Here is a 24,881-nt window from a genome sequence, read left to right as displayed (position 1 = left end):
ACGGGTTGGTGGCGTGCGGGAGCCGGTGAATAGAGTGGGGGTGATGGTGTCGACATGCGTGTGGAGAATCCGATGAGTTCGACCTCTGTCCCCGACAGCGACCTTCTTCCGGTCGGGGTCATCGGGATCGGCGATATTGCGCAGAAGGCGTATCTGCCGGTTCTGGGCGGGTTGCCGGGGTTGGATCTGCGGTTGATGACCCGGGACGGGGCGAAGCTGGACCGCATCGGTGACGCGTACCGGATCGCGGCCGAGCACCGGTTCACCGACCTCGGCGCGCTGATCGGCTCCGGCATCCGGGCCGCCTTCGTGCACGCCGCCACCGACCAACACGTCCCGATCGTCGAGCGGCTGCTCACCGCCGGGGTGGACGTCTACGTGGACAAGCCGCTCGACTACACCCTCGACGGCGCGCGCCGACTGGTCGACCTCGCCGACCGCACCGGCCGCTCGCTGATGGTGGGCTTCAACCGCCGCCACGCGCCCGGCTACGTCCAGGCCAAGGAGCGCCCGCGCGACCTGATCGTGTTGCAGAAGAACCGCGAGGGTCTGCCCGAGGAGGCCCGCACCCTGGTCTACGACGACTTCATCCACGTCGTGGACCTGCTCCGCTTCCTCGTCCCCGGCGAGATCGAGCACGTGGACGTCCGCTCCCGCAGCCGCAACGGCCTGGTCGAGCACGTGGTCCTCACCCTCGGCGGGCAGGGCTTCACCGCGCTCGGCATCATGAACCGGGTCTCCGGCTCGACCGAGGAGGTCCTGGAGGTCTCCGGCGGCGACTCCAAGCGCGAGGTGCACAACCTGGCCGAGGTGATCGACCACCGCGGCCAGCCGACCGTGCGCCGCCGTGGCGACTGGGTGTCGGTCGCCCGCCAGCGCGGCATCGAGCAGTGCGTGCTCGCCTTCCTGGACGCCGTCCGCGCCGGGCGGACCCTCGACGCCCACGACGCGCTGCGCACCCACGAGCTGTGCGAGCTGGTCGTGGAGCGCGTCGAGGCTTCCTGGGAGTCCGCCGGGAGCGGGCTGTGAGAAGACTGTGAGCAGGCCGGGCTGACCGTCGGTCAAGTCACCTGGGCGGAACCGACAGTTCACTGACGAGGTCTTGTCGGGGCATTTTCTACGCGCGTATCTTGAGGGGCGCCGCGGGGGGCGGGCGTCCGTCCCCTGCTCTTCCTCTACGCGAGTAGCGCGCGCTTCGACCGCGCCTCCGCCCGGACCGCCGTGCCACGACCGTGCCGCACGACGGAGCTAGGAGACCTGCCCCGGTGACCACCGCCCCCGCATCCCGCCCGCACAGAACCCTGCTGCGCGCCGCCCTCGTCCCGGCCTCGCTCGCCGCCTCGCTGGTGCTCGTCCCGCTCCCGGTGGCCAACGCCGCCGGCGCCGCCACCCCCGCCCCGACCGAGGCCGGCCCGCTGCGGATCCACGACGTCCAGGGCACCACCCGGATATCCCCGCAGGCCGGCAAGCCCGTCACCGGCGTGCCCGGCATCGTCACCGGCGTACGCGCGTACGGCAGTTCCAAGGGCTTCTGGATCCAGGACCCGAACCCGGACGCCGACCCGGCCACCAGCGAAGGCATCTTCGTCTTCACCGGCGGCACCCCGAGCGTCAAGGTCGGCGACTCGGTGCTGGTCAGCGGCAAGGTAACCGAGTACTACCCGAGCTACTCCGGCGGCTCGCAGTCCGTCACCGAGATCTCCGCCCCGGGCATCACGGTCGTCTCCGCCGGCAACCCGCTGCCCGCCCCCGTGGTCGTGGACACCCGCAACATCCCCGGCACCTACTCCCCGGCGGCCGGCGCGGACGGGACCATCGACGCCGTGAAGCTCGACCCGGAGAAGTACGCCCTGGACTTCTACGAGTCCCTGGAGGGCATGCTCGTCCAGGTCAAGGACGTCCGGGTGGTCCAGGCGACCGACCAGTACAACGAGCTGTGGGTCGCCGCCGACCGCCAGGACCAGCGCAGCAAGCGCGGCGGCGTCCTGTACGAGTCCTACCGCGAGCCCAACGTCGGCCGCCTGATGGTGCAGCAGCAGGCGCCGGTCTCCCAGCAGCCCTTTCCGGTGGCCAACGTCGGCGACGAGCTGACCGGCGCCACCACCGGCCCGCTGGACTACAACAACTTCGGCGGCTACACGCTCGTCGCCGGCACCGTGGGAACGCTGAAGGACAACCACCTCCAGCGCGAGGTCACCGCCCAGGCGAGCGACCGCGAACTCACCCTCGCCACCTACAACGTGCAGAACCTGGCCCCGAACAACCCGGACGCCAAGTTCGCCCAGCTGGCCCAGGGCGTCGTCACCAACCTGCGCTCGCCCGACATCGTCGCCCTGGAGGAGATCCAGGACGACAACGGCTCCAAGAACGACGGCACGGTCGACGCGAGCCAGACCGTCGCCAAGTTCGTCGCCGCGATCAAGGCGGCCGGCGGCCCGGCCTACGACTGGCGCTCGATCGACCCGCAGGACGGCAAGGACGGCGGCGAGCCCGGCGGCAACATCCGCCAGGTCTTCCTGTTCAACCCGCAGCGGGTCTCCTTCACCGACATCGCGGGCGGCAACGCCACCACCGCCGTCGGCGTCACCGGCACCGGCGCCGCCGCCGCGCTGACCGCCTCGCCCGGCCGGATCCAGCCCGGCGACGAGGCCTGGACCAACAGCCGCAAGCCGCTGGTCGGCCAGTTCGTCTTCCGCGGCCAGAAGGTCTTCGTGATCGCCAACCACTTCAACAGCAAGGGCGGCGACCAGGGCATCGACAGCCGGTTCCAGCAGCCGACCCGCAGCTCGGAGGTGCAGCGGGTCAAGCAGGCCACCGTCGAGCAGGCCTTCCTCTCCCAGCTGCTGGCCGCCGACAAGGAGGCCAAGGTCGTCTCCCTCGGCGACTTCAACGACTACCAGTTCTCGCCCGCCCTGGCGACGCTCACCAAGGGCGGCGTGCTGCGCGACCTGGTGAACGAGCTGCCGGAGACCGAGCAGTACTCCTACGTCTACCAGGGCAACTCCCAGGTGCTGGACCACATCCTGGTCAGCCCCGAGGTCGGCTACGCCAAGTACGACGTGGTCCACATCAACTCCGAGTTCGCCCAGCAGGCGAGCGACCACGACCCGCAGGTGGTCCGCATCAAGCCGTGACGCGGGCCGTGACGCGGGCTGTGATGCGAGCCGCAGTGCCGGCTGTGATGCGAGCCGCAGTGCGGGCCGTCGTGCGGGCCGCGGTGCTGGCCGTCGTGCGCATCGCGGTGTGAGCTGCGGTTATCCTGCCTCCGCCGCCGGTGATCACCGGCGGCGGAGGCAGCGTCGTTGTGACGGCCCGGGTGACGGGGGAGAACGTGCAGTACCGGATCGAGCGGATCGGCCGAGAGGACTGGCAGCGCCTGCGGAAGGTGCGCCTCGCCCAACTCCTCGACACGCCCATGGCGTTCGGCGAGACCCACGAGTACGCGAGCCACCAGGGCGAGGGCAACTGGCGGGCCCGGACGAACTGGGTCAACGAACCCGACAAGGTCGGCCTGGTCGCGGTCGACGCCGAGGGGGAGTGGGTCGGCACGATGCTGTCGGTCGTCACCAAGGAGCAGCCCGGCGCCGTCGACCTGATCGGCGTCTGGGTCGACCCGGCGCACCGCGGCCGCGAGCGCGGCGTCGCGGACGCCATGCTGGACGCGGCCCTCGCCTGGGCGCGCGGCCTGGGCGCCGACCGGATGCTCCTCGGGGTGCACGAGGCGAACCCCCGCGCCGCCGCCTTCTACCTGCGGCGCGGGTTCGCGTACACCGGGGGCGAGACGCCGTACGTGCTGGACGCCTCGGCGCGGATCCTGGAGATGGCCCTTCCGCTGGGCTGATGCCGCCCTGCGGCAGCCTCAGCCGACCTCCCGCGACAGCCCCAGTCGCCGCCCTGCGACAGTCCCAGCCGCAACCTTGTGGCAGTCCCAGCCGACGTACTCGGCCAGGGCCTCGCCGGTCGGCGTGGAGCGGGCGGCGACCAGGTCGGCCGGGGTGCCCTCGAAGACCACTCGACCGCCGTCGTGGCCGGCGCCCGGGCCGAGGTCGATGATCCAGTCGGCGTGCGCCATGACCGCCGGGTGGTGCTCGATCACGATGACCGACTTACCGGACTCGACCAGCCGGTCCAGCAGCCCGAGCAGTTGCTCGACGTCGGCCAGGTGCAGGCCGGTGGTCGGCTCGTCCAGGACGTAGACGCCGCCCTTGTCCGCCATGTGGGTGGCCAGCTTGAGCCGCTGCCGCTCGCCGCCGGAGAGCGTGGTGAGCGGCTGGCCGAGGCTGAGGTAGCCGAGCCCGACGTCCGCCAGCCGCTCCAGGATCCGGTGCGCCGCCGGCAGCTTGGCCTCGCCCGAGCCGAAGAACTCCTCGGCCTCGGTCACCGACATCGCCAGCACCTCGGCGATGTCCCGGCCGCCCAGCCGGTACTCCAGCACGGCGGGCTGGTACCGCTTGCCTTCGCAGTCCTCGCAGGTGGTGGCCACCCCGGCCATCATCGCCAGGTCGGTGTAGACCACCCCGGCGCCGTTGCAGGTCGGGCAGGCGCCCTCGGAGTTGGCGCTGAACAGGGCCGGCTTGACGTCGTTGGCCTTGGCGAAGGCCTTGCGGATCGGTTCGAGCAGCCCGGTGTAGGTGGCCGGGTTGCTGCGCCGCGAGCCCTTGATCGCGCCCTGGTCGACGGAGACCACGCCCTCGCCCTTCGGGATCGAACCGTGGATCAGCGAACTCTTGCCGGAACCGGCCACCCCGGTCACCACCGTGAGCACCCCCAGCGGCACGTCCACGTCCACGTCCCGCAGGTTGTGGGTGTTCGCTCCCCGGATCTCCAAGTGCCCGGTGGGCTTGCGCACGCTCTCCCGCAGCGGGGCCCGGTCGGCCAGGTGGCGGCCGGTCACGGTGCCGCTGCTCCGCAGCCCGTCGACACCGCCCTCGTAGCAGACCGTGCCGCCCGCCGTACCGGCGCCGGGGCCGAGGTCGACCACGTGGTCGGCGATCGCGATGGTCTGCGGCTTGTGCTCGACCACCAGCACGGTGTTGCCCTTGTCGCGCAGGCGCAGCAGCAGCTTGTTCATCCGGTCGATGTCGTGCGGGTGCAGGCCGGTGGTCGGCTCGTCGAAGACGTACGTGGTGTCGGTGAGCGAGGAGCCGAGGTGGCGGATCATCTTGACCCGCTGCGCCTCGCCGCCGGACAGCGTGCCGGACGGGCGGTCCAGCGAGAGGTAGCCGAGGCCGATCTCCACGAAGGAGTCGAGGGCCTGGCGCAGGGTGGTGAGCAGTGGCGTCACCGAGGGCTCGTCGAGCCCCCGGACCCAGGCGGCGAGGTCGCTGATCTGCATCGCGCAGGCGTCGGCGATGCTGATCCCGGCGATCCTGGAGGAGCGGGCGGCCTCGCTGAGCCGGGTGCCCTCGCAGTCGGGGCAGGTGGTGAAGGTGACGGCGCGCTCCACGAAGGCGCGGATGTGCGGCTGGAGCGCGTCCTTGTCCTTGGAGAGCATCGACTTCTGGATTTTGGGGATCAAGCCCTCGTAGGTGAGGTTGACGCCGTTGACCTTGACCTTGGTCGGCTCCCGGTACAGGAAGTCCTGCAGTTCCTTCTTGGTGTACTTGCGGATGGGCTTGTCCGGGTCGAGGAAGCCCGAGTTGGCGTAGATGCCGACCGTCCACCAGCTGTCGGTCTTCCAGCCGGGGATGGTGATCGCGCCCTCGGAGATCGACTTGCTGTCGTCGTACAGCTGGGTGAGGTCGATGTCGGAGACGTTGCCCCGGCCCTCGCAGCGCGGGCACATGCCGCCGGTGATGCTGAAGCTGCGCCGCTCCTTGACGGTCTTGCCGCCGCGCTCGACGGTGACCGCGCCCGCCCCGCTGATCGAGGGGACGTTGAAGGAGAAGGCCTTGGGCGAGCCGATGTGCGGGGTGCCGAGGCGGCTGAAGAGGATGCGCAGCATCGCGTTGGCGTCGGTGGCGGTGCCGACGGTGGAGCGCGGGTCGGCGCCCATCCGCTGCTGGTCGACGATGATCGCGGTGGTCAGGCCCTCGAGGACGTCCACCTCGGGGCGGGCCAGGGTGGGCATGAAGCCCTGGACGAAGGCGCTGTAGGTCTCGTTGATCAGCCGCTGGGACTCGGCGGCGATGGTGTCGAAGACCAGCGAGCTCTTTCCCGAGCCGGACACGCCGGTGAACACCGTCAGTCGGCGTTTGGGGAGGTCGACACTGACGTCCTTGAGGTTGTTCTCTCGCGCGCCGTGGACGCGGATCAGGTCGTGGCTGTCGGCGGCGTGCGACGCGGGGTGCGCGTCCGTCCTCTTGGGCATCGTTCGGTCTCTCCCTGTCGATCGGGCGGGCCCGTCCCCGCGGTCACGGTCGGCGGTGTACCCCTCGATCCAACCAGAATCGAGGGGGTCCGGTCCGGCCGGTGCCGGGGGCGGGCCCGTCGGGGCTACGGCTGCCGGGCTTCGGCTGGTGTCGGGGTGCCGACCGGTTCAGCGCACCTCGTTGAAGCGGACCATGGTGCCCGCCGGATCGCGGAAGGCGCAGTCGCGCAGGCCCCACGGCTGCTCGGTGGGCTCCTGCACCAGCTCGGCGCCGCCGGACTTCAGCCGGTCGAAGGTGGCGTCCAGGTCGGCGGTGGCCAGGACGAGCCGTGCGTAGGTGCCCTTGGCCATCATCTCGGTGATCGTCTTGCGCTCCTCCTCGGTGACGCCGGGGTCGGCGGCCGGGGGCTCCAGCACCACCGAGACGCCGGACTGGCCGGGCGCCCCGAAGGTGATCCAGCGCATCGCGCCGCCGCCGACGTCGTTGCGGACCTCGAAGCCGAGCAGGTCGCGGTAGAAGGCGAGGGAGGCCTCGGGGTCGGTGTGCGGAAGGAAGGACCAGTGAATGGTGATGTCGCTCATGACCGCAACGCTAGGCGCGGCTCCCGACCGGGTGCTTCTCGAAAACTGATCGGTCCCCGCGGGCGGCGAACCGGAGCCGGGTGATCGCGGCGGGTGGCCGTGATCTCAGGAAAACAAGCAGGCATGATTGCTTTTTTCTTCGGGCGGTGCCACGCTGCTGCCCGACGGCGCTCGTGCGGGAGTGCCGCCAACTCACCGTCAGGGGAGGCGCATTGATGCGCGAACGCGCGGTACTGCGGATCGGCAACGCCTCGGGGTTCTACGGGGACCGCTTCGCGGCGGTGCGGGAGATGCTCACCGGTGGGCCGCTGGACGTGCTCACCGGGGACTACCTGGCCGAGCTGACCATGCTCATCCTGGCGCGGGACCGGCTGAAGGACCCGTCGCGCGGGTACGCCCGGACCTTCCTGCGGCAGATGGAGGAGTGCCTCGGCCTGGCCCGCGAGCGCGACGTGACGATCGTGGTGAACGCGGGCGGCCTCAACCCGGCCAGGCTCGCCGACGAACTGCGCGAGCTGGCCCGGCGGCTGGGAGTCGAGACGGCCGTCGCGCACGTCGAGGGCGACGACCTGCTGCCGCGCCGGGAGGAACTCGGCCTGCCGACTGGCCTGTTGGCCGCCAACGCCTACCTCGGCGGCTTCGGCATCGCGGCCTGTCTGCGTGCGGGAGCGAACGTGGTGGTCACCGGCCGGGTGACGGACGCGGCGCTGGTCGCCGGCCCCGGGATCGCCCGGTTCGGCTGGACTCCGGAGGACCTCGACGCCGTCGCCGGGGCGGTCGTCGCCGGGCACGTCCTGGAGTGCGGCGCCCAGGCGACCGGCGGCAACTACGCGTTCTTCCGCGAGCACGACGTGACCCACCCCGGCTTCCCGATCGCCGAGCTGCACGCCGACGGCTCCAGCGTGATCACCAAGCACCCGGGCACCGGCGGCGCCGTCACCACCGGCACCGTCACCGCCCAACTCCTGTACGAGACCGGCGGATCGCACTACCTCGGCCCGGACGTCACCGCCCGACTGGACACCGTCCGGCTCACCGAGGAGGGACCGGACCGGGTCCGGATCGACGGCGTACGGGGCGAGGCCCCGCCGGCCACGCTGAAGGTCGGCCTCAACTCGCTCGGCGGTCACCACAACGAGGTGGTGTTCGTCCTCACCGGCCTGGACATCGAGGCCAAAGCCGCCCTGGTGCAACGGCAGTTCGCCGCGGCCCTGCCGCCGGAGGCCCGCCCCGCCGAACTGCGCTGGACGCTCGCCCGCACCGACCACCCGGACGCCCCGACCGAGGAAGCCGCCTCCGCCCTCCTCCGGTTGACCGCCCGCGACCCCGACCCGGCCAGGGTCGGCCGCGAACTCGGCAAGGCAGCAGTGGAGTTGGGCCTGGCAGGCTACCCCGGTTTCCACCTCACCGCCCCACCCGGACCGGGCGCGCCGTACGGGGTGTTCACCGCCGCCTACGTCGACGCCAAGGCCGTCGAGCACACCGCCGTCCTGCCGGACGGCCGCCGGATCGCCGTCCCACCCACGCCGGTCACCGGCCAAGTCACCACCGCCGAACAGCGGTTGCCCGAACCGCTGACCGCCGGGCCGACCCGCCGGGCCCCGCTCGGCCTGGTGGCCGGCGCCCGCAGCGGCGACAAGGGCGGCGACGCCAACCTCGGCGTCTGGGCCCGCTCCGAGGCCGGCTGGCGCTGGCTTGCGCACGCCCTCACGGTGGAAAGGCTGCGCGAACTCCTCCCTGAAACAGAGCAGTCGGACGTCACCCGGCACCTGCTCCCGAACCTGCGCGCGGTCAACTTCACCATCACCGGCCTGCTCGGCGAGGGCGTCGCCGCCCGGCACCGCTTCGACCCGCAGGCCAAGGCCCTCGGCGAGTGGCTGCGCTCCCGCCACCTCGACATCCCGACGGCGCTCCTGGCTCCGGAACCGCTCCGGGCCTCCGAACCGCGACCCGACAGCCCGACCGTACGTCTCGACAGCCCGGAGAGGCCGCTGTGACCGTCCTGCCCACCCGCGTCGACCCGGCCGGGCCCGAGTACGCCGAACACCGCGCCGCGATGCTCGCCAAGCTCACCGACCTGGACGCCGAGCACGCCAAGGCGCTGGCCGGCGGCGGCCCCAAGTACCTGGAGCGCCACCGCAAGCGCGGCAAGCTGCCGGCCCGTGAGCGGATCGAGCTGCTGATCGACCCGGACTCGCCGTTCCTGGAGCTGTCCCCGCTGGCCGCCTGGGGCAGCGACTACCAGGTCGGCGCCGCGCTGGTCACCGGCATCGGCGTGATCGAGGGCGTCGAGTGCGTGATCACCGCCAACGACCCCACCGTGCGCGGCGGCGCCAGCAACCCCTGGACGCTGCGCAAGGCCCTGCGCGCCAACGAGATCGCGCTGCACAACCGCCTCCCGCTGGTGAACCTGGTCGAGTCGGGCGGCGCCGACCTGCCCAGCCAGAAGGAGATCTTCATCCCCGGCGGCGCCCTCTTCCGGGACCTCACCCGGCTGTCCGCCGCCGGAATCCCCACCGTGGCCGTGGTGTTCGGCAACTCGACGGCCGGCGGCGCGTACGTCCCCGGCATGTCCGACCACACCGTGCTGGTCAAGGAGCGCGCCAAGGTGTTCCTCGGCGGCCCGCCGCTGGTCAAGATGGCCACCGGCGAGGAGGCCGACGACGAGTCGCTCGGCGGCGCCGCGATGCACGCCCGCACCTCCGGCCTCGCCGACCACTTCGCGGTGGACGAGGCGGACGCGCTGCGGCTGGCCCGCCGGATCGTCGCCCGGCTCGACCACCGCAAGCCCGGCCCGGGCCCCGACCCGCTGGCCGAGCCGCCGAGGTACGACGAGGAGGAGCTGCTGGGCATCGTCCCCGGCGACCTCAAGGTGCCCTTCGACCCGCGCGAGGTGATCGCCCGGCTGGTCGACGGCTCCGACTTCGACGAGTTCAAGCCGCTCTACGGCGCCAGCCTGGCCACCGGCTGGGCCCGCCTGCACGGCTACCCGGTCGGCATCCTGGCCAACGCGCAGGGCGTGCTGTTCAGCGCGGAGTCCCAGAAGGCCGCCCAGTTCATCCAGTTGGCGAACCAGCGGAGCACCCCGCTGCTGTTCCTGCACAACACCACCGGCTACATGGTCGGCAAGGACTACGAGCAGGGCGGCATCATCAAGCACGGCGCGATGATGATCAACGCCGTCGCCAACTCCACGGTGCCCCACCTGTCCGTCCTGATGGGCGCCTCCTACGGCGCCGGCCATTACGGCATGTGCGGCCGGGCCTACGAGCCGCGCTTCCTGTTCTCCTGGCCGAGCGCCAAGTCCGCGGTGATGGGCCCGCAGCAGCTCGCCGGGGTGCTCTCGATCGTCGCCCGGCAGTCGGCCGCGGCGAAGGGCCAGCCCTACGACGAGGACGCGGACGCGGCGATCCGGGCGATGGTCGAGCAGCAGATCGAGGCCGAGTCGCTGCCGGTGTTCCTGTCCGGCCGCCTCTACGACGACGGCGTGATCGACCCGCGCGACACCCGTACGGTGCTCGGCCTGTGCCTGTCCGCGATCCACAACGCGCCGGTCGAGGGCGCGCGTGGCTACGGCGTCTTCCGAATGTGAGCCAGTCCTGTGACGGAGCCACGAATGACTACCAAGACATCGATCGGCAATCTGCTGGTCGCCAACCGGGGCGAGATCGCCCGCCGGGTCTTCCGCACCTGCCGTGAGCTGGGCATCGCGACCACCGCCGTCCACTCCGACCCGGACGCCGACGCCCCGCACGTGCGCGAGGCCGACGCGGCCGTCCGGCTGCCGGGTGCCGCGCCCGCCGACACCTACCTGCGGGCCGAGCTGATCGTCCGCGCCGCGCTCACGGCCGGGGCCGACGCCGTCCACCCCGGGTACGGATTCCTGTCCGAGAACGCCGAGTTCGCGCAGGCCGTGCTGGACGCGGGCCTGGTCTGGGTGGGTCCGCCGCCGGCCGCGATCGCCGCGATGGGCTCCAAGACGGCCGCCAAGCGGCTGATGGCCGCGGCCGGGGTGCCCGTCCTGGGCGCGCTCGCCGAGCCGACCGCGGCCGACCTGCCGATCCTGGTCAAAGCGGCGGCGGGCGGCGGCGGCCGGGGCATGCGGGTCGTCCGGAGCCTCGCGGACCTGCCCGGCGAACTGGCGGCCGCCCGTGCCGAGGCGGCCAAGGCCTTCGGCTCGGACGAGGTGTTCTGCGAGCGCTACCTGCCCGCCGGGCGGCACGTCGAGGTCCAGCTGCTGGCCGACGCGCACGGCACGGTCCGGGCGGTCGGCGACCGCGACTGCTCGCTGCAGCGGCGGCACCAGAAGGTGATCGAGGAGGCCCCCGCCCCCGGCCTGTCGGCGCAGGTCCGCGCCGAGCTGCACGCGGCCGCGGTGAGCGCCGCCCGGGCGATCGGCTACGTCGGCGCCGGCACCGCCGAGTTCCTGCTCGCCGAGGACGGCCGGTTCTGGTTCCTGGAGATGAACACCCGCCTCCAGGTCGAGCACCCGGTCACCGAGGCGGTCACCGGACTGGACCTGGTGGCGCTCCAACTCGCTGTCGCCGAAGGGGAGAAGCTTCCGCCGGAGCCGCCGGCGACGCACGGCCACGCGATCGAGGCCAGGCTGTACGCGGAGGGCCCGGCCAAGGACTGGCAGCCCGCCACCGGCACCCTGCACCGCCTCGAACTCACCGTTCCACACCAGCAGTTCACCGGCCGGGGGATCCACCCGGACTCCGGCCTGCGGCTGGACTCCGGCGTCGAGGCCGGCAGCGAGATCACCCCGCACTACGACGCGATGCTCGCCAAGGTGATCGCCTGGGGGCCGACCCGCGCGGCCGCCGCCCGCCGACTGGCCGACGCGCTGGCCCGGGCCCGGATCCACGGGCCCGCCACCAACCGGGAGTTGCTGGTCCGCGCGCTGCGGCATCCGGCGTTCCTGGGTGAGTGCCTGCACACCGGATTCCTGGCCGAGCACGGCGCCGAGCTCACCGCGCCGGACACCAAGGGCGCCGAACGCGCCGCCCTGGCCGCCGCCCTCGCCGACGCCGCCGCCCGGCGGGTGGCGGCGTTCCCGTCCGGCTGGCGCAACCTGCCCTCCCAGCCGCAGCTCAAGCGCTACCGGGCGGACGACGGAGCCGAGTTCGAGGTCCGCTACCGCCTCACCCGCACCGGTCTGCGGGCCGAGGACCACCCGGACGTCGAGCTGGTCGAGGCCACCCCCGACCGGGTCGTGCTACGCGAGGGCGGGCTGCGGCGCACCTACCGCGTGGCCCGCCACGGCGACCGGGTGTACGTCGACACCCCTGCCGGCGGCAGCGTGCTCACCACCCTCCCGCGCTTCCCCGACCCCACCGTCCGCACCGACCCCGGTGCCCTGCTCGCCCCGATGCCCGGCACGGTCGTGCGCACCACCGCCGCTGTCGGGGACACCGTCACCGCCGGACAGCCGCTGCTCGTGCTGGAGGCGATGAAGATGGAGCACCGCGTCACCGCCCCCGCCGACGGCGTCCTCGTCGAACTCTGCGCCACCCCGGGCCGGCAGGTCGAACTCGGCACCCTGCTGGCCGTCGTCAAGTCCCCCCAAGAGGTTGAGCCCCCAAGAGGCTGAGCCCCCAGAGGCCTGAGGAAGGAACCACCGCATGTCCGCCATCGGCAGTCAGCTCCTCGAAACCCCCGAACGCCGGGCCCTGCGCCAGGCCGTCGGCGACCTCGGCCGTCGCTACGGCTCCGCCTACTACCTCGCCAAGGCTCGGGCCGGCGAGCCCGCCGACGAACTGTGGGCGGAGGCCGGCAAGGCCGGCTACCTCGGTGTCAACCTGCCCGCCGAGTACGGCGGCGGAGGCGGCGGCATCACCGACCTCGCCATCGTCCTCGAGGAACTGGGCACCGCCGGCTGCCCGTTGCTGCTGCTCATCGTCTCACCGGCGATCTGCGGCACCGTGATCGCCCGCTACGGCACCGAGGAGCAGAAGCAGCGCTGGCTGCCCGGCCTCGCCGACGGCAGCCGCAAGATGGCCTTCGGCATCACCGAGCCGGACGCCGGCTCCAACGCGCACCGGATCTCCACCGTCGCCCGCCGCGACGGCGAGGACTGGCTGCTCACCGGCCGCAAGGTGTTCGTCTCCGGCATCGACCACTCCGACGCCGTCCTGTTCGTGGCCCGCACCGAGGACGCTCGCACCGGCAAGCTGAAGCCCTGCCTGTTCGTCGTCCCGCGCGAGACCCCGGGTTTCGAGTACCGGGCGATCCCGATGGAACTCGTCGCCCCCGAGAAGCAGTTCCAGGTCTTCCTGGACGACGTCCGGCTGCCCGCCGACGCCCTGGTCGGCGACGAGAACGCGGGCCTGCTCCAGCTGTTCGCCGGCCTCAACCCCGAGCGCGTCCTCACCGCCGCGTTCTCCCTCGGCCTGGCCCGCCAGGCACTCGGCAAGGCCGTCGAGTACGCGAAGACCCGCACCGTCTGGTCCACCCCGATCGGCGCCCACCAGGGCCTGGCCCACCCGCTGGCGCAGTGCGCGGTGGAGATCGAGCTGGCCCGGCTGATGACCCAGAAGGCCGGGCTGCTCTACGACGCGGGCGAGGACCTCGCGGCCGGTGAGGCCGCCAACATGGCCAAGTACGCCGCCGGCGAGGCCGCCGCGCGGACCGTCGACCAGGCGGTGCAGACCCTCGGCGGCAACGGCCTCACCCAGGAGTACGGGCTGGGCGCGCTGCTGGCCGCCACCCGGGTAGGCCGGGTCGCCCCGGTCAGCCGCGAGATGGTGCTCAACTACGTCGCCCAGCACACCCTCGGCCTGCCGAAGTCGTACTGAGCCGGGCCGTCGTGACCGCTGCTCACCGCGAGGAGGACAGGTGGGCGAACACCACGGTGTTGGACTCGTACCCGGTCTTCCGGTCGAACTTCCCGCCGCAGGTGATCAACCGCAGCTCCGCGCGGTCGGCGCTGTCGGCGCCGTACACCAGGGCGTCCGGGAAGTCCTTCTTCGGGAACACCTGGACGGAGTCGATGGTGAACACGGCGGTGTGCCGGTCCTTGCGGGTCACCTCGACGGTGTCGCCCGGGCGCAGCAGTCCGAGCCGGTAGAAGACGGCCGGCCCGCTGTGGTTGTCCGCGTGTCCGACGACGATCGCGTTCCCGGCGGCCCCGGGCGCGGCGCCGACCCGGTACCAGCCGGTCAGGTTGCGCTGCTCCATCGGCGGGGTGGCGAGCTGCCGGGCGGCGGTCAGCCCGACGCCGGTGACCGGGGCGTCGACCTTGATCGCGGGGATCCGGATCCTGGTCGGAACCGAGGCCGGCAGCGGCGGCGCGGGCACGGGGGCCGGAACCGGGGCCGGAACCGGGGCCGGCGTCGGGGCGGCGGCCGGCGAGGCGGGTGCCGAGGCGGCGGGTGCCGAGGACGCGGGCGGCAGTGGTGGCCCGTTCCGGCCGGTGGTGCCGTTGTGGACCAGCCAGACGCCGCACGCCGCGAGCGCCAGCGCGGCGACCCCCGCCCGCCAGGGCAGGGGTCGCCGTGCGGCGCGCGGGTGGGGCGGTCAGGACTCGGCATTGCGCCCGGGGCGGCGGCGCATCGCGCGGATGGTGAGTCCGCCGGCGCCGACTACCAGTGCGACGCCGCCGACCACCTCGGCGGCGTTCGCCCCGGAGGTGCCGCCACCGCCGGTGCCCACCCCGCCGTGCGGGCCGGGCTTGGGCGAGTGGCTCGGTGACGAGGACGGTGAGGAGGAGGGCGAGGGAGATGGCGACGAGGTGGCGCAGGAAACGTCGAAGACCTTCTGCTTCGCGTTGCCGTTCTCGCCGACGAACGTCCATTCGAGCTTGTAGCGCCCGTCGGGCAGGCTGTACGTCTGCGTCGAGCCGGTGCCGGTGGCCAGCACGATCGACCCGGCCAGCACCTGCGCGGTGCCGGTCGGCGGCTGCTGCGAGATCGTCCAGTTGACCAGCGTGACGGTGTCGAAGTTGAAGGCGTCCAGGTAGAACTGGCAGACCTTCGGGTCGTCGTTCTGGCTGGCCACCGGCGTGGTGCTGTCGTGGATCTTGACGTCACCGTTGTCGCCCGGCGCGGCCAGCGCGGCCGGCGCCGCGCCGAGGGTGAGCGCGAGGGCGGCGCCGGCGGCGGCGAGCAGCCGGCGGGCCGGGGGGCAGGGGAGGGGAGGTGGTGCTCACGGTGGGGTGCTCCAGGGTCCGAGGCCGCCCTGGGCTGGGCGGCCGTGGTGCAACACCGTCCGCGCGGGCGCCCCCGGGAGCAACTGTGCCACGCGAGCTCCCCCCGGTTCCCCACAATGGCCCAGCCTCCCCCCTGACTGTCCGTATGCTCCTGAACACGCCCTCGCAGGTTTTGTTGCCGCGTCAACTTCCTTACTGGAGGCTTACCTTGGTGTTCCGCAGCGATTTCCCGGACGTCCCCGTGGTCGACCTGCCGATCCATGACGCGGTCCTCGGCGCCGCGGCCCGGTACGGCGACCGGCCGGCTCTGATCGACGGCCTCACCGGGGAGCGGGTCAGCTACGCGCAGCTCGCCGCCGCCGTCGAACGGGTCGCCGCCGGGCTGGCCGAGTCGGGCGTGCGCCGGGGCGACGTGGTCGCCCTCTTCAGCCCCAACTCGATCACCTACCCGATGGCCTACTACGGCGCCACCCGGGCCGGCGCCACCGTGACCACCGTCTCCTCGCTGGCCACGCCCGCCGAACTCGCCGGCCAGCTGCGCGACAGCGGCGCCCGCCGGCTGGTCACCGTCTCCCCGTTCCTGCCGACCGCCCGTACGGCCGCCGAACTGCTCGCCGAGCAGGGCCACCCGCTGACCGAGATCGTCGTGCTGGACGGCGCCGACGGCCACCGCTCGCTCGCCGACCTGCTGGCCGCGCCCGGCCCCGCCCCCGAGGTCGCGATCGACCCCGGCGAGGACGTCGCCGTGCTGCCCTACTCCAGCGGCACCACCGGCCTGCCCAAGGGCGTCATGCTCACCCACCGCTCGATCGCCACCAACCTCGCCCAGTGCGACGCCCTCTACCGCCCCGCCGAGGGCGAGCGGGTGCTCGCCGTCCTGCCGTTCTTCCACATCTACGGCCTCGCGGCGCTGCTCAACCAGCCGCTGCGCTGCGGCGCCACCGTGGTCGTGCTGCCCCGCTTCGACCTGGAGCAGTTCTGCCGCGCCGTCGAGGAGCACCGGGTACAGGCCCTGGTGGTGGCCCCGCCGATCGCCCTGGCCCTGGCCAAGCACCCGGCCGTGGAGCGCTTCGACCTCTCCTCCGTCGAGTACCTGCTGTGCGCCGCCGCCCCGCTGGACCGCGAGCTCGCCGACGCCTGCGCCCGGCGCCTCGGCCTGCCGCACCTGCTCCAGGGCTACGGCATGACCGAGCTCTCCCCGGTCACCCACGTGGTCTCCCCACGGGAGGGCGACCCCTCGCTGGGCTCGGTCGGCCGGATGGTCCCCTCCACGGAACTGCGGATCACCGCCCTGGACGGCTCCGACGGCGACCTCGGCGCCGGCGAGCGCGGCGAGCTGCTGATCCGCGGCCCCCAGGTGATGAAGGGCTACCTCGGCCGCCCCGCCGAGACCGCCGCCGTCATCGACGCCGACGGCTGGCTGCACACCGGCGACGTCGGCTATGTGGACGAACGCGGCTACCTGCACATCGTCGACCGGGTCAAGGAACTGATCAAGTACAAGGGCTACCAGGTCGCCCCCGCCGAGCTGGAGGCCGTACTGCTCGGCCACCCGCAGATCGCCGACGCCGCCGTGATCGGCGTCCCGGACGCCGAGGGCACCGAGTGCCCCAAGGCCTTCGTGGTCCGCGTCCCGGGCAGCGGCCTGACCGCCGAGGAGGTCACCGGGTACGTCGCCGGGCAGGTCGCTCCGTACAAGAAGGTCCGCGCGGTGGAGTTCGTCGACGCCGTCCCCAAGTCCCCGGCCGGCAAGATCCTCCGCCGCGAACTGCGCGCCCGCGAGGCCGAGCGCGCCGCCGTCGGCTGAGTGCGTCGCCGCCCCGCGCCCGCCGCCCCGCGCCCGCCGCCCCGCGCCCGCCGCCGACCGGGCCCGCCGCCGACCCGGGCGGGCCGGGCCCCGGCGGGCGAAGACCGGCGCCCGTCTGTGAGGATCGACCCGCCGCGCCCCCACCGGAACAGGAGCCGCCCGCCGCCATGACCAGCCACGCCGCCGCCCGCACCCCCCAGCAGGACCGCAGCCGCGCGACCAGGGCCCGGCTGCTCGCGGCGGCCGTGGACTGCCTGGCCGAACGCGGCTGGAACGGCTCCACCGTCACCGTCGTCGCCGAACGCGCCGGCGTCTCCCGGGGCGCCGCCCAGCACCACTTCCCGACCCGCGAGGACCTCTTCACCGCGGCCGTCGAGCACGTCACCGCCGAGCGGCTGGCAGCCGTCCGCGCCCACGCGGACGAGCTGCCGGCCGCCGGCCCCGACCGCACCCGCGCCGTGGTCGACATGATCGTCCGCCTCTACACCGGCCCGCTGTTCCGCGCCGCCCTGCACCTGTGGACCGCCGCCGCCACCGAGGAGGCGCTGCGCGAGCGGATCATCACCCTGGAGGGACACGTCGGCCGGGAGGCCCACCGGGCCGCCGTGGAGTTCCTGGACGCCGACGAGACCCGCCCCGGCGTGCGCGAATCGGTGCAGGCCACCTTGGACCTCGCCCGCGGGCTGGGCCTGGCCAACCTGCTCACCGACGACAGCCTTCGACGATCCGGAGTGATCCGGCAGTGGGCGGGCATTCTGGAGAGTACGCTGCGCCCGGTAGGCCCATGACGCCCGTACACCCGGAGCGGCCGGAGAACCTCTGACCAAGGGGTCGCCGGGCGGCCGATGTCCGTGCAGTCTGGAGAAGAATCCCGGCCGGCACGGACCGCGAGGCCCACCCGGCCGGGCACGAGCCGAACCGGGGTGCTGCCTGATCATGCACGGACACGAGTGGGGCGCGACCGACGCCGCCGACCCGGCACCGGGTGGCACTCAGCCACGTCCCGAGGGCGCACGTCCCGAGGGCGCACACCTCGAAGGCGCACACCTCGAAGGCGCGCGCCCCGAGGGCCACCGGCTCGTCCCGCTCGCGACGGCCCTGCTCCAGGACGATGGCCTGATCCTGCACTGGAGCGAGGACGCCGAAGCCCTGCTCGGCTACACCACCGAGGAAGCCGTCGGCAGCTACGCCGCCCAGCTGCTCACCGACGGCGGCAACCGCGCCGAGGTACTGGCCCTCTTCGAACGGATCATGGGCGGCGTCGGCTGGTCCGGCGTCTTCCCGGTCCGCCACCGCGACGGCCACACCGTCGACCTGGAGTTCCGCACCTACCCCATCGCCGGACCGGCCGGCACCCTGCTGCTCCTCGCCACCGCCTCCGACAGCCGTGCCCTGCACGCCGTCGAGGCCGACCTGGCGGTACTGGACGGCATCTTCGGCCGCTCCCCGATAGGCATGGCCGTCTACGACACCGACCTGCGCTACGTCCGGCTCAACGAGGCGCTCGCCCGGATGAACGGCGTGCCGGTCGCCGCCCACCTCGGCCGCCGGATATCCGCGGTGCTCCCCGGCATCAACGGCGCCGAGATCGAGCAGACCATGCGGCAGGTGCTGAAGACCGGCAAGCCCGTGGTGGACGCCCGCTCGCACGGCCGCGTCCCCGGCGACCCCAAGCGGGACCGCGCCTGGTCCGCCTCCTACTTCCGCCTCGAGGACCCCACCGGCCGGGTCTTCGGCGTCTGCTCCTCGATCATCGACGTCACCGAACGCTTCCAGGCCGAGGCCCGTGCCGCCCGGGCCCAGGAACGGCTCGCCACCATCGCCGAGGCCACCGCCCGGATCGGCACCACCCTCGACCTCCAGCGCACCGCCGAGGAACTGATCGAGGCCGTCGTCCCCCGGTTCGCCGACTTCGCCACCGTCGACCTGCTGGAGCCGGTCCTGCGCGGCGCCGAGCCCACCCCGATCCCCGCCGACCGGACCGCCACCCTGCGCGCCGTCGCCGTCGGGGAGTCCTACGAGACCGGGCTCGCGAGCGCCGTCGACGTCGTCGGCGAGACCTCCGAGTACGCCCCCGACCGCAGCTACACCCAGTGCCTGCGCAGCGGAAAGCCGCTGCTGCGGGCCCACGTGGACGAGGAGGTGCTGCGCGGACTGGTCTCCAGCGAGGACCGGGTGGCCCCCGGGATGGCGGCGGGCATCCACTCGTACCTGATGGTGCCGATCACCGCCCGGGGCATGGTGCTCGGCGGCTCCGAGTTCATCCGGATGCGCAACCCCGAGCCCTTCACCGCCGCCGACGTCGCCCTCGCCGAGGAACTGGTCGCCCGCACCGCGCTGGCACTCGACAACGCCCGGCTCTACCGCCGCGAGCGGGAGACCGCCCTCACCCTGCAGCGCAGCCTGCTGCCGCAGGAGGTGCACCGCACCCTCGGCCTGGAGATCGCCTACCGCTACCTGCCCAGCAGCGTGGTCAGCGAGGTCGGCGGCGACTGGTTCGACGTGGTGCCGCTGTCCTGCGGACGGGTCGCCCTGGTGGTCGGCGACGTGATGGGCCACGGCATCCGGGCCGCCGCCACGATGGGCCAGCTGCGCACCGTCGCCCGGACCCTCGCCACCCTCGACATGCCGCCCGAGCAGGTCCTCACCCGGCTGGACGAGACCGCCTCAGGAATCGGCGAGGGTCAGTTCGCCACCTGCATCTGCGCGGTCTACGACCCGCTGGAGCGCACCGTCCAGGTCGCCTCGGCCGGGCACCTGCCGCCGGTCCGGGTCGCCCCCGACGGCACCGCCGAGATGGTCGAGGTGCCGCCCGGCGTGCCGCTGGGCGTCGGCGGGGTGGCCTTCGAGTCGATCGAGTTCACCATCCCCGAGGGCGGCATGGTCGCGCTCTACACCGACGGCCTGGTCGAACGGCGCGGCCAGGACCTGGACACCGGGATCGACCTGCTCGCCCGCACGCTCTCCGGGCCCGGCCGGACCCTGGAGGAGAACTGCGACGCCGTCCTCGGCGCCCTGGTCACCGACGGCACCGAGGACGACATCGCGATGATCATGGCGCGGGTGCTGCCGCTGCCCGCCGACCGGATCGCCACCCTCCCGCTCAGCGGCGGTGGCCGACTGCCCGGCCGGGCCCGCCGCTTCACCCGCGCCACCCTGGAGACCTGGGGCCTGACCGCGCTCACCGACTACGCCGAACTCCTGGTCAGCGAGCTGGTGACGAACGCACTGCTGCACGCCGACGCCCCGCGCCGGCTGCGGCTGTTCCGCGACCGGGTGCTCACCGTCGAGGTTGCCGACGCCGGCGGCCAGACCCCGCAGCTGCGCCCCTTCGCCGAGCAGGACGAGGGCGGGCGCGGGATGTTCCTGGTCAGCGAGCTGGCCCAGCGCTGGGGCAGCCGGCTCACCCGGGACGGCAAGGTCGTCTGGGCAGAGCTGGAGCTGCCTTTCGGGGCGAAGTAGCGGCGCCCGACCACGCAGGAACGGACGTTCCCGTGAGGAGAACGGCCGTTTCCGCAGGGAGCGACGGCGGAGCGACAGGGAAGCCATCGGAGAAGGGCCGTTCCCCGTACCCCCGTCGGGACGGCGAGGAGGTACGGGGGAGCGGGTCACGCGTGGACCTTCTCCGAGGTCTCGGCGGGCGCCTCGGCGGGTGTCTCGACCGGTGCCTCGGCGGGTGTCTCGACCGGTGCCTCGGCGGGCGCCCCGTCGGTCGCTGCCGCAGCGTCGGCCGGCTCGGAGAGCCCGTGCAGCAGGCGCCAGGCCATCACGGCCGCGCCGACCAGCAGCGCGGCGGCCAGCAGTCCGGCGCTGTTCATGCCGCCGACGAAGACCTGCTTCGCGCTCGCCAGCAGCGGCTGCGCCACCTCCGGCGGCAGCCCCTGCGCCGACTCGACCGCCGAACCCAGCGACTCGCCGGCCCGGACGGCGACCGCCGGGTCCGTCCCGGCCGGGACGGCCAGCCCGTTCGCGTAGATCGAGCCGACCACCGAGCCGACCAGTGCGATGCCGAGCGCGGTGCCCAGCTCGTACGCCGTCTCCGAGACCGCCGAGGCGGCCCCGGCCTTGTCGGCGGGCGCGGCGCTCAGCACCAGGTCGGCGCCGAGCGTGTAGACCACGCCCTCGGCCGTTCCGACCAGCAGGAAGGACACGGCCAGCAGCAGGTAGGTGGTGTCCTGCTCCAGCCAGCCGAGCACGCCGACGCCCAGACCCATCGCGAGCAGACAGGCCGTCAGCGCCTTCCGGGCGCCGAAGCGCCGGGCCACCCGGACGGTCAGCAGACCGCCGACCACCGAGCCCGCGAAGGCCGGCAGCTCGGCCAGGCCCGCCTGGAGCGGCTGGTAGCCGCGGACCAGCTGCAGGTACTGCGAGACCACGAAGATCACACCGGAGAGCCCGACCAGGGAGATCAGCGAGGCCGAGACGGCCGCCGTGAACCGCCGGTCGCGGAACAGCCGGACGTCGAGCAGCGGGGTCTCCAGCCGCAGCTGGCGGCGGACGAAGACGGTCAGCGCCGCGGCACCCAGAACGAACGAGACCGGCACGTCCCAGCGGACCACGCCGTGTGCGGCCGCCTCCTTGACCGCGTACACCACGCCGATCACCCCGGCCATCGACAGGACGACGCTCAGCACGTCCCAGCGGCCCGGCTTCGGGTCCTTGGACTCCGGCAGCAGCCAGACGCCGAAGCCCAGCAGCAGGAGCAGCACCGGGATGTTCATCAGGAACACCGAACCCCACCAGAAGTGCTCCAGCAGCACCCCGCCGACCACCGGCCCGAGCGCGGCACCGGCCGTGGCGGCCGCGCCCCAGATGCCGATCGCGGTGGCCCGCTCCCGGTCGTCCGGGAAGAGGCTGCGGATCAGCGACAGGGTGGACGGCATGATGGTCGCCCCGGCGACACCCAGCAGCCCGCGGGCCAGGATCAGCCAGCCCGGGCTCGGCGCGTAGGCGGCCAGCAGCGAGGCCCCACCGAAGGCGGAGGCACCGGCCAGCAGCAGCCGCTTGCGGCCGATCCGGTCGCTCAGCGCCCCCATGCTGACCAGCAGACCGGCCAGAACGAAGGAGTAGGAGTCGCCGATCCAGAGCAGCTGGGTGCCGCTGGGGCGCAGCGTCTCGCTGATCGACGGGATGGCGAGGGAGAGGACGGTCGCGTCCAGCGCGACCACGGTGACGGCCAGGACGAGGACGGCGAGGCCGGTCCAGCGCTGGCGGGCGGTCGGGGTACTCATGGTTTATCGGTGTCCGGTCTGCAGTCAGAGGTGCTGCGATCCGAGGTGCTGTGGGTGGTGGACTCGTGGGCGGCGGCGTCCGGTCTGCGCAGCGCCCCGCCCAGGAAGAGCTCGGTGAGCGAGAAGGCGGCGTCGCGCGGGGCGAGCCGGCCGTCCTGGATCGACCAGCCGACGCCGGCGACCAGGTCGAAGAAGGCCTCGCTCAGCCAGGCGGCGCTCAGCTCGATGCGGAACACGCCCTGCTGCTGGCCACGCAGGAAGAGCGCGTGCAGCCGGGCGATCTGGAGCTCCCAGAGGTCGTTGATCTCGTCGTTCTCGTAGAGCTGGTTCTCGCCGGCCAGGAAGGCGCAGAGCATGGCGTCCGGGACCGAGGCGTCCACCAGGCGGCGCAGTGCGGCCTCGGCGTCGCCCTCCTCGACCCCGGCGGTGTCCAGTGCGCCGGCGAACCGGCGCAGGCCGAGCAGGCCGACCTCGCGGATCAGCGCCTCGCGCCCCGGGAAGAGCCGGTGCAGCGTGGCGCGGCTGATGCCGGCGGCCCGTGCGATCTCGTCCAGGTGGGCGGTCGGGCGGCGCGAGAGCACGCCGACGGCGGCTTCGAGGACGGTGTCGCGGTCGGTGGCCATGAGGGGAGTCTAGTTCATGTGAGACATGTATGTCTCAGAATTGAAGTCCCAGTCTCAAATGATCCACTGGCTGAGGCGTGCCCGGACAGCAAAAACCGGAGACGGCGGGTGCCGTCCCCGGTCAGGGGTGCCGCTGCGCCCTGGGCGCCGCGGCTCAGCTCTGGTTGTAGAAGCCGGTCTCGTCGAGCGGGCGGTCGATCACCATGACCTCGACCTCGGCCGGGGTCAGCAGGAAGACCCGGCGGGCGATCCGCTCGATGCCGCCCTGGGTGCCGAAGATCAGCCCGGAGGCGAAGTCGACCATGCGCTTGGCCTCGGCCTCCTCCATCTCGGTGAGGTCCATGACCACCGGGATGCTCGCCCGGATGTGCTCACCGACCGTGCGGGCCGCTTCGAAGCCCGTCGGCCGCAGGGAGACGATCTTCGCGGGCGCGGCGACGGCCGGTACCGTCTCCTGATCCACCCACTCGTCGTCGTACACCGCGGCCGGGTAGTTCCCCGAGGGCATCAGCCACCCGTTGTGGTGCTCGTCGCGAAGTGCTCCCATGCCGCGCCTCCCTGCCTCGTCCCGTCTGGTCCCCCGGGGGCGCGTGTCGCTTTTTGACACGTCATCCACTCGTCGGAACTGTCCGAGTATCGCACTGTTCACCGGTCCCGTGCCCGCTCGCGACCCCCGTACGAGTCGTGCCGCGCCGGAAACCCGGGCGGACCCGGGCAAAGAGAGCAGACGCGGCGTAGCGCCGTACGGTTGCGCGCGTAGACCATATCGGTAGCGGTCGCCGAGTAATTGACCTTCTGTCAACAATGCGGAAACGATTTCGCGCGGCCGGTCACTCGCCGGTCGCGCCGTCCACCGATTCGCGCAGAAGATCGGCGTGGCCGTTGTGTCGCGCGTACTCCTCGACCATGTGGGCGAGGATCCAGCGGAGCGTCACTTCCTCGCCGCGGCGCGGCCGCTTGCCGACCGTGTCGAGCGGCAGGCCGGCGGCCGCCCGGCGGGCGGCCTCGATCTCGGCGCGCCAGGTGGCGAAGTCGGCCGCGACGTCGGCGGTGTCGACGTTGTCGAAGTCGCCGTCCGGGTCGGCCTTGGTCCAGTAGTGGCCGGTGGCGACCTCCTCGCCGCGCAGGATCCCCTGGAACCAGTACCGCTCGACCTCGGCCATGTGCCGGACCAGGCCGAGCAGCGAGAGGCCGGACGGCGGGACGGAGCGCAGGCGCAGCTGGTCGTCGCTCAGCCCCTCGCACTTGAGCGCGAGGGTGCTGCGGTGGTAGTCGAGGAAGGCGGTGAGGGTGGCGGCCTCGTCGGCGGCCATCGGCGGGTCCACCCGCGGGTTCATTCCGGTCATGCGGGCAATCCTGGCGCCGGCGGCCGCAGGGGCGCGAACGATTTGTTCGGCCGGACGTCGGGTCGGGCGGTCTACCGGGAGGTCGGCCGGGGAGGTCTTCCGGGCCGACCTCCGGGCCGACCGCTCAGGCGGCCGCCGCCCGGCGCCGTGCCCTCGCCGCCCGCCAGAGCCCCGCCACGCTGCCCAGCCCCAACAGCGCGATCAGGCCCGCCGACAGCAGGAACGCCGCCGACCCGGGCTTGCCCGAGCTGGCCGCCGCCGTCACGTACACCGCCGTGGTCGGCACCGCGCCGATCGCGGTCGCGAGGACGAACGGCAGGGCGCGGGTCCCGGAGAAAGCGGCGCCGTAGTTGACCGCCTGGAACGGCATGCCGGGCAGCAGCCGCAGCACCAGCACGCTGCGGAACCCCTGCTCGGTGAACCGCCGGTCCAGGGCGCCGAGCACCTTCCCGCGCAGGTACGGGCGCAGCGCGTCCCGGCCGAGGCCCCGGCCGAGCCCGAAGGCCAGGGCGGCGCCCAGCGTGGTGCCGAGCACCGCCAGCGCGACGCCCTGCTGGACGCCGAGGAGCAGCCCGGCCGCCGCGTTGAGCGCCGGCCGGGGCACGAAGGCGAGCGTCCCCACCGCGTACACCAGGGCGAACAGCGGCCCGAACCAGTACCCGGGCATCCGGTCCGCCAGCCCCCCGGACAGCAGCTCCGTCGGGTTCCACAGCATGAGCGACCCGGCCGCCGTGCCGAGCAGCACGATCAGCAGCGCCAACCGCCACCGGGACGAACGCGGCGCGGCGGGGGGTGCGGGAATGACATCGGGCTCGGACACCGCCCGAGCCTAA

At 73.0% G+C, this 24,881-nt stretch carries 18 protein-coding genes and 1 pseudogene; 10 read left to right on the top strand and 9 right to left on the bottom strand.

The window, feature by feature from the left end; translation table 11 throughout:
• Window positions 1–72 precede the first annotated feature (72 nt).
• The 3 genes from ACIBEC_RS17030 (at window position 73) to ACIBEC_RS17020 (ending at window position 3,841) form a co-directional block, all read left to right on the top strand.
• Window positions 73–1,029: a Gfo/Idh/MocA family oxidoreductase gene (locus tag ACIBEC_RS17030; RefSeq protein WP_360502930.1), complete on the top strand. Its 957-nt coding sequence runs from the start codon at window positions 73–75 to the stop codon at window positions 1,027–1,029.
• Between the two features lie 236 nt (window positions 1,030–1,265).
• Entirely contained in the window at window positions 1,266–3,134 is a 1,869-nt protein-coding gene (locus ACIBEC_RS17025) for an endonuclease/exonuclease/phosphatase family protein (RefSeq protein WP_360502933.1), read from the top strand.
• 140 nt (window positions 3,135–3,274) lie between these two features.
• Entirely contained in the window at window positions 3,275–3,841 is a 567-nt protein-coding gene (locus ACIBEC_RS17020) for a GNAT family N-acetyltransferase (RefSeq protein ID WP_360502936.1), read from the top strand.
• 90 nt (window positions 3,842–3,931) lie between these two features.
• Here the strand turns inward: ACIBEC_RS17020 and ACIBEC_RS17015 are convergent.
• Window positions 3,932–6,310 (bottom strand): annotated as a pseudogene (locus tag ACIBEC_RS17015) (ATP-binding cassette domain-containing protein); the annotation flags it as partial.
• A 168-nt stretch (window positions 6,311–6,478) separates the two neighbouring features.
• The gene (locus ACIBEC_RS17010) at window positions 6,479–6,892 is read right to left on the bottom strand and encodes a VOC family protein (RefSeq protein ID WP_360502939.1); all 414 of its coding nucleotides are present in this window, start codon (window positions 6,890–6,892) and stop codon (window positions 6,479–6,481) included.
• Window positions 6,893–7,107: 215 nt separating this feature from the next.
• Here ACIBEC_RS17010 and ACIBEC_RS17005 point away from each other — a divergent pair, with 215 nt between their 5' ends.
• From ACIBEC_RS17005 to ACIBEC_RS16990, 4 genes are read left to right on the top strand one after another with little or no spacing between them, the layout of a single operon-like run.
• Window positions 7,108–8,889: an acyclic terpene utilization AtuA family protein gene (locus tag ACIBEC_RS17005; RefSeq protein WP_360502942.1), complete on the top strand. Its 1,782-nt coding sequence runs from the start codon at window positions 7,108–7,110 to the stop codon at window positions 8,887–8,889.
• The gene (locus ACIBEC_RS17000; protein WP_360502945.1) at window positions 8,886–10,484 is read left to right on the top strand and encodes a carboxyl transferase domain-containing protein; all 1,599 of its coding nucleotides are present in this window, start codon (window positions 8,886–8,888) and stop codon (window positions 10,482–10,484) included. The genes ACIBEC_RS17005 and ACIBEC_RS17000 overlap by 4 nt, the downstream gene beginning before the upstream one ends.
• A 24-nt stretch (window positions 10,485–10,508) precedes the next feature.
• Window positions 10,509–12,485, top strand: coding sequence for a biotin carboxylase N-terminal domain-containing protein (locus tag ACIBEC_RS16995; protein WP_360502948.1), 1,977 nt, complete (start codon window positions 10,509–10,511; stop codon window positions 12,483–12,485).
• A gap of 31 nt (window positions 12,486–12,516) precedes the next feature.
• The gene (locus tag ACIBEC_RS16990) at window positions 12,517–13,689 is read left to right on the top strand and encodes an acyl-CoA dehydrogenase (protein ID WP_360502951.1); all 1,173 of its coding nucleotides are present in this window, start codon (window positions 12,517–12,519) and stop codon (window positions 13,687–13,689) included.
• 22 nt (window positions 13,690–13,711) lie between these two features.
• Here the strand turns inward: ACIBEC_RS16990 and ACIBEC_RS16985 are convergent, their stop codons facing one another.
• A complete protein-coding gene (locus ACIBEC_RS16985; protein ID WP_360502954.1) occupies window positions 13,712–14,191 on the bottom strand; it encodes a class F sortase in 480 nt (159 codons plus the stop codon).
• A 219-nt stretch (window positions 14,192–14,410) separates the two neighbouring features.
• Window positions 14,411–14,890 (bottom strand): hypothetical protein, encoded by a 480-nt coding sequence (locus ACIBEC_RS16980; RefSeq protein WP_360502956.1) that lies wholly within the window; start codon window positions 14,888–14,890, stop codon window positions 14,411–14,413.
• A gap of 359 nt (window positions 14,891–15,249) precedes the next feature.
• Between ACIBEC_RS16980 and ACIBEC_RS16975 the strand changes: the two genes are divergently transcribed.
• The 3 genes from ACIBEC_RS16975 (at window position 15,250) to ACIBEC_RS16965 (ending at window position 20,310) form a co-directional block, all read left to right on the top strand.
• Window positions 15,250–16,848, top strand: coding sequence for a 4-coumarate--CoA ligase family protein (locus ACIBEC_RS16975; RefSeq protein ID WP_360502959.1), 1,599 nt, complete (start codon window positions 15,250–15,252; stop codon window positions 16,846–16,848).
• Between the two features lie 167 nt (window positions 16,849–17,015).
• Entirely contained in the window at window positions 17,016–17,636 is a 621-nt protein-coding gene (locus ACIBEC_RS16970; protein ID WP_360502962.1) for a TetR/AcrR family transcriptional regulator, read from the top strand.
• A 148-nt stretch (window positions 17,637–17,784) separates the two neighbouring features.
• Window positions 17,785–20,310 carry a SpoIIE family protein phosphatase gene (locus tag ACIBEC_RS16965; protein ID WP_360502964.1) on the top strand — a complete coding sequence of 842 codons (2,526 nt, stop codon included), beginning with the start codon at window positions 17,785–17,787 and terminating at the stop codon, window positions 20,308–20,310.
• A 146-nt stretch (window positions 20,311–20,456) separates the two neighbouring features.
• Here ACIBEC_RS16965 and ACIBEC_RS16960 read toward each other — a convergent pair whose 3' ends face one another.
• The 5 genes from ACIBEC_RS16960 to ACIBEC_RS16940 form a co-directional block, all read right to left on the bottom strand.
• A complete protein-coding gene (locus ACIBEC_RS16960; protein ID WP_360502967.1) occupies window positions 20,457–22,079 on the bottom strand; it encodes an MFS transporter in 1,623 nt (540 codons plus the stop codon).
• Window positions 22,076–22,702 (bottom strand): helix-turn-helix domain-containing protein, encoded by a 627-nt coding sequence (locus ACIBEC_RS16955; protein WP_360502968.1) that lies wholly within the window; start codon window positions 22,700–22,702, stop codon window positions 22,076–22,078. Before ACIBEC_RS16955 ends, ACIBEC_RS16960 begins: the two co-directional genes overlap by 4 nt.
• 154 nt (window positions 22,703–22,856) lie before the next feature.
• Window positions 22,857–23,249 carry a cell division protein SepF gene (locus tag ACIBEC_RS16950; RefSeq protein WP_360502971.1) on the bottom strand — a complete coding sequence of 131 codons (393 nt, stop codon included), beginning with the start codon at window positions 23,247–23,249 and terminating at the stop codon, window positions 22,857–22,859.
• Between the two features lie 283 nt (window positions 23,250–23,532).
• Complete coding sequence (locus tag ACIBEC_RS16945; RefSeq protein WP_396287958.1) at window positions 23,533–24,048, bottom strand: DinB family protein; 516 nt, start codon at window positions 24,046–24,048, stop codon at window positions 23,533–23,535.
• A 124-nt stretch (window positions 24,049–24,172) separates the two neighbouring features.
• Window positions 24,173–24,868, bottom strand: coding sequence for a VTT domain-containing protein (locus ACIBEC_RS16940; RefSeq protein ID WP_360502974.1), 696 nt, complete (start codon window positions 24,866–24,868; stop codon window positions 24,173–24,175).
• Window positions 24,869–24,881 lie beyond the last annotated feature (13 nt).

The organism is Kitasatospora sp. NPDC051164 (assembly GCF_044455625.1).
In the GTDB taxonomy this organism is placed as follows: Bacteria; Actinomycetota; Actinomycetes; order Streptomycetales; family Streptomycetaceae; genus Kitasatospora.
The sequence above is the reverse complement of the archived record's forward strand: the minus strand, read 5'-3'. Positions and strand labels throughout refer to the sequence as shown.

Bases quoted from the DNA above. Each gene is read 5' to 3' on its own strand.
- ACIBEC_RS17030 (WP_360502930.1), top strand. From the start codon at position 73: ATGAGTTCGACCTCTGTCCCCGACAGCGACCTTCTTCCGGTCGGGGTC.
- ACIBEC_RS17010 (WP_360502939.1), bottom strand. From the start codon at position 6,892: ATGAGCGACATCACCATTCACTGGTCCTTCCTTCCGCACACCGACCCC.
- ACIBEC_RS17005 (WP_360502942.1), top strand. From the start codon at position 7,108: ATGCGCGAACGCGCGGTACTGCGGATCGGCAACGCCTCGGGGTTCTAC.
- ACIBEC_RS16995 (WP_360502948.1), top strand. From the start codon at position 10,509: ATGACTACCAAGACATCGATCGGCAATCTGCTGGTCGCCAACCGGGGC.
- ACIBEC_RS16990 (WP_360502951.1), top strand. From the start codon at position 12,517: ATGTCCGCCATCGGCAGTCAGCTCCTCGAAACCCCCGAACGCCGGGCC.
- ACIBEC_RS16970 (WP_360502962.1), top strand. From the start codon at position 17,016: ATGACCAGCCACGCCGCCGCCCGCACCCCCCAGCAGGACCGCAGCCGC.
- ACIBEC_RS16965 (WP_360502964.1), top strand. From the start codon at position 17,785: ATGCACGGACACGAGTGGGGCGCGACCGACGCCGCCGACCCGGCACCG.
- ACIBEC_RS16960 (WP_360502967.1), bottom strand. From the start codon at position 22,079: ATGAGTACCCCGACCGCCCGCCAGCGCTGGACCGGCCTCGCCGTCCTC.
- ACIBEC_RS16955 (WP_360502968.1), bottom strand. From the start codon at position 22,702: ATGGCCACCGACCGCGACACCGTCCTCGAAGCCGCCGTCGGCGTGCTC.
- ACIBEC_RS16950 (WP_360502971.1), bottom strand. From the start codon at position 23,249: ATGGGAGCACTTCGCGACGAGCACCACAACGGGTGGCTGATGCCCTCG.
- ACIBEC_RS16945 (WP_396287958.1), bottom strand. From the start codon at position 24,048: ATGACCGGAATGAACCCGCGGGTGGACCCGCCGATGGCCGCCGACGAG.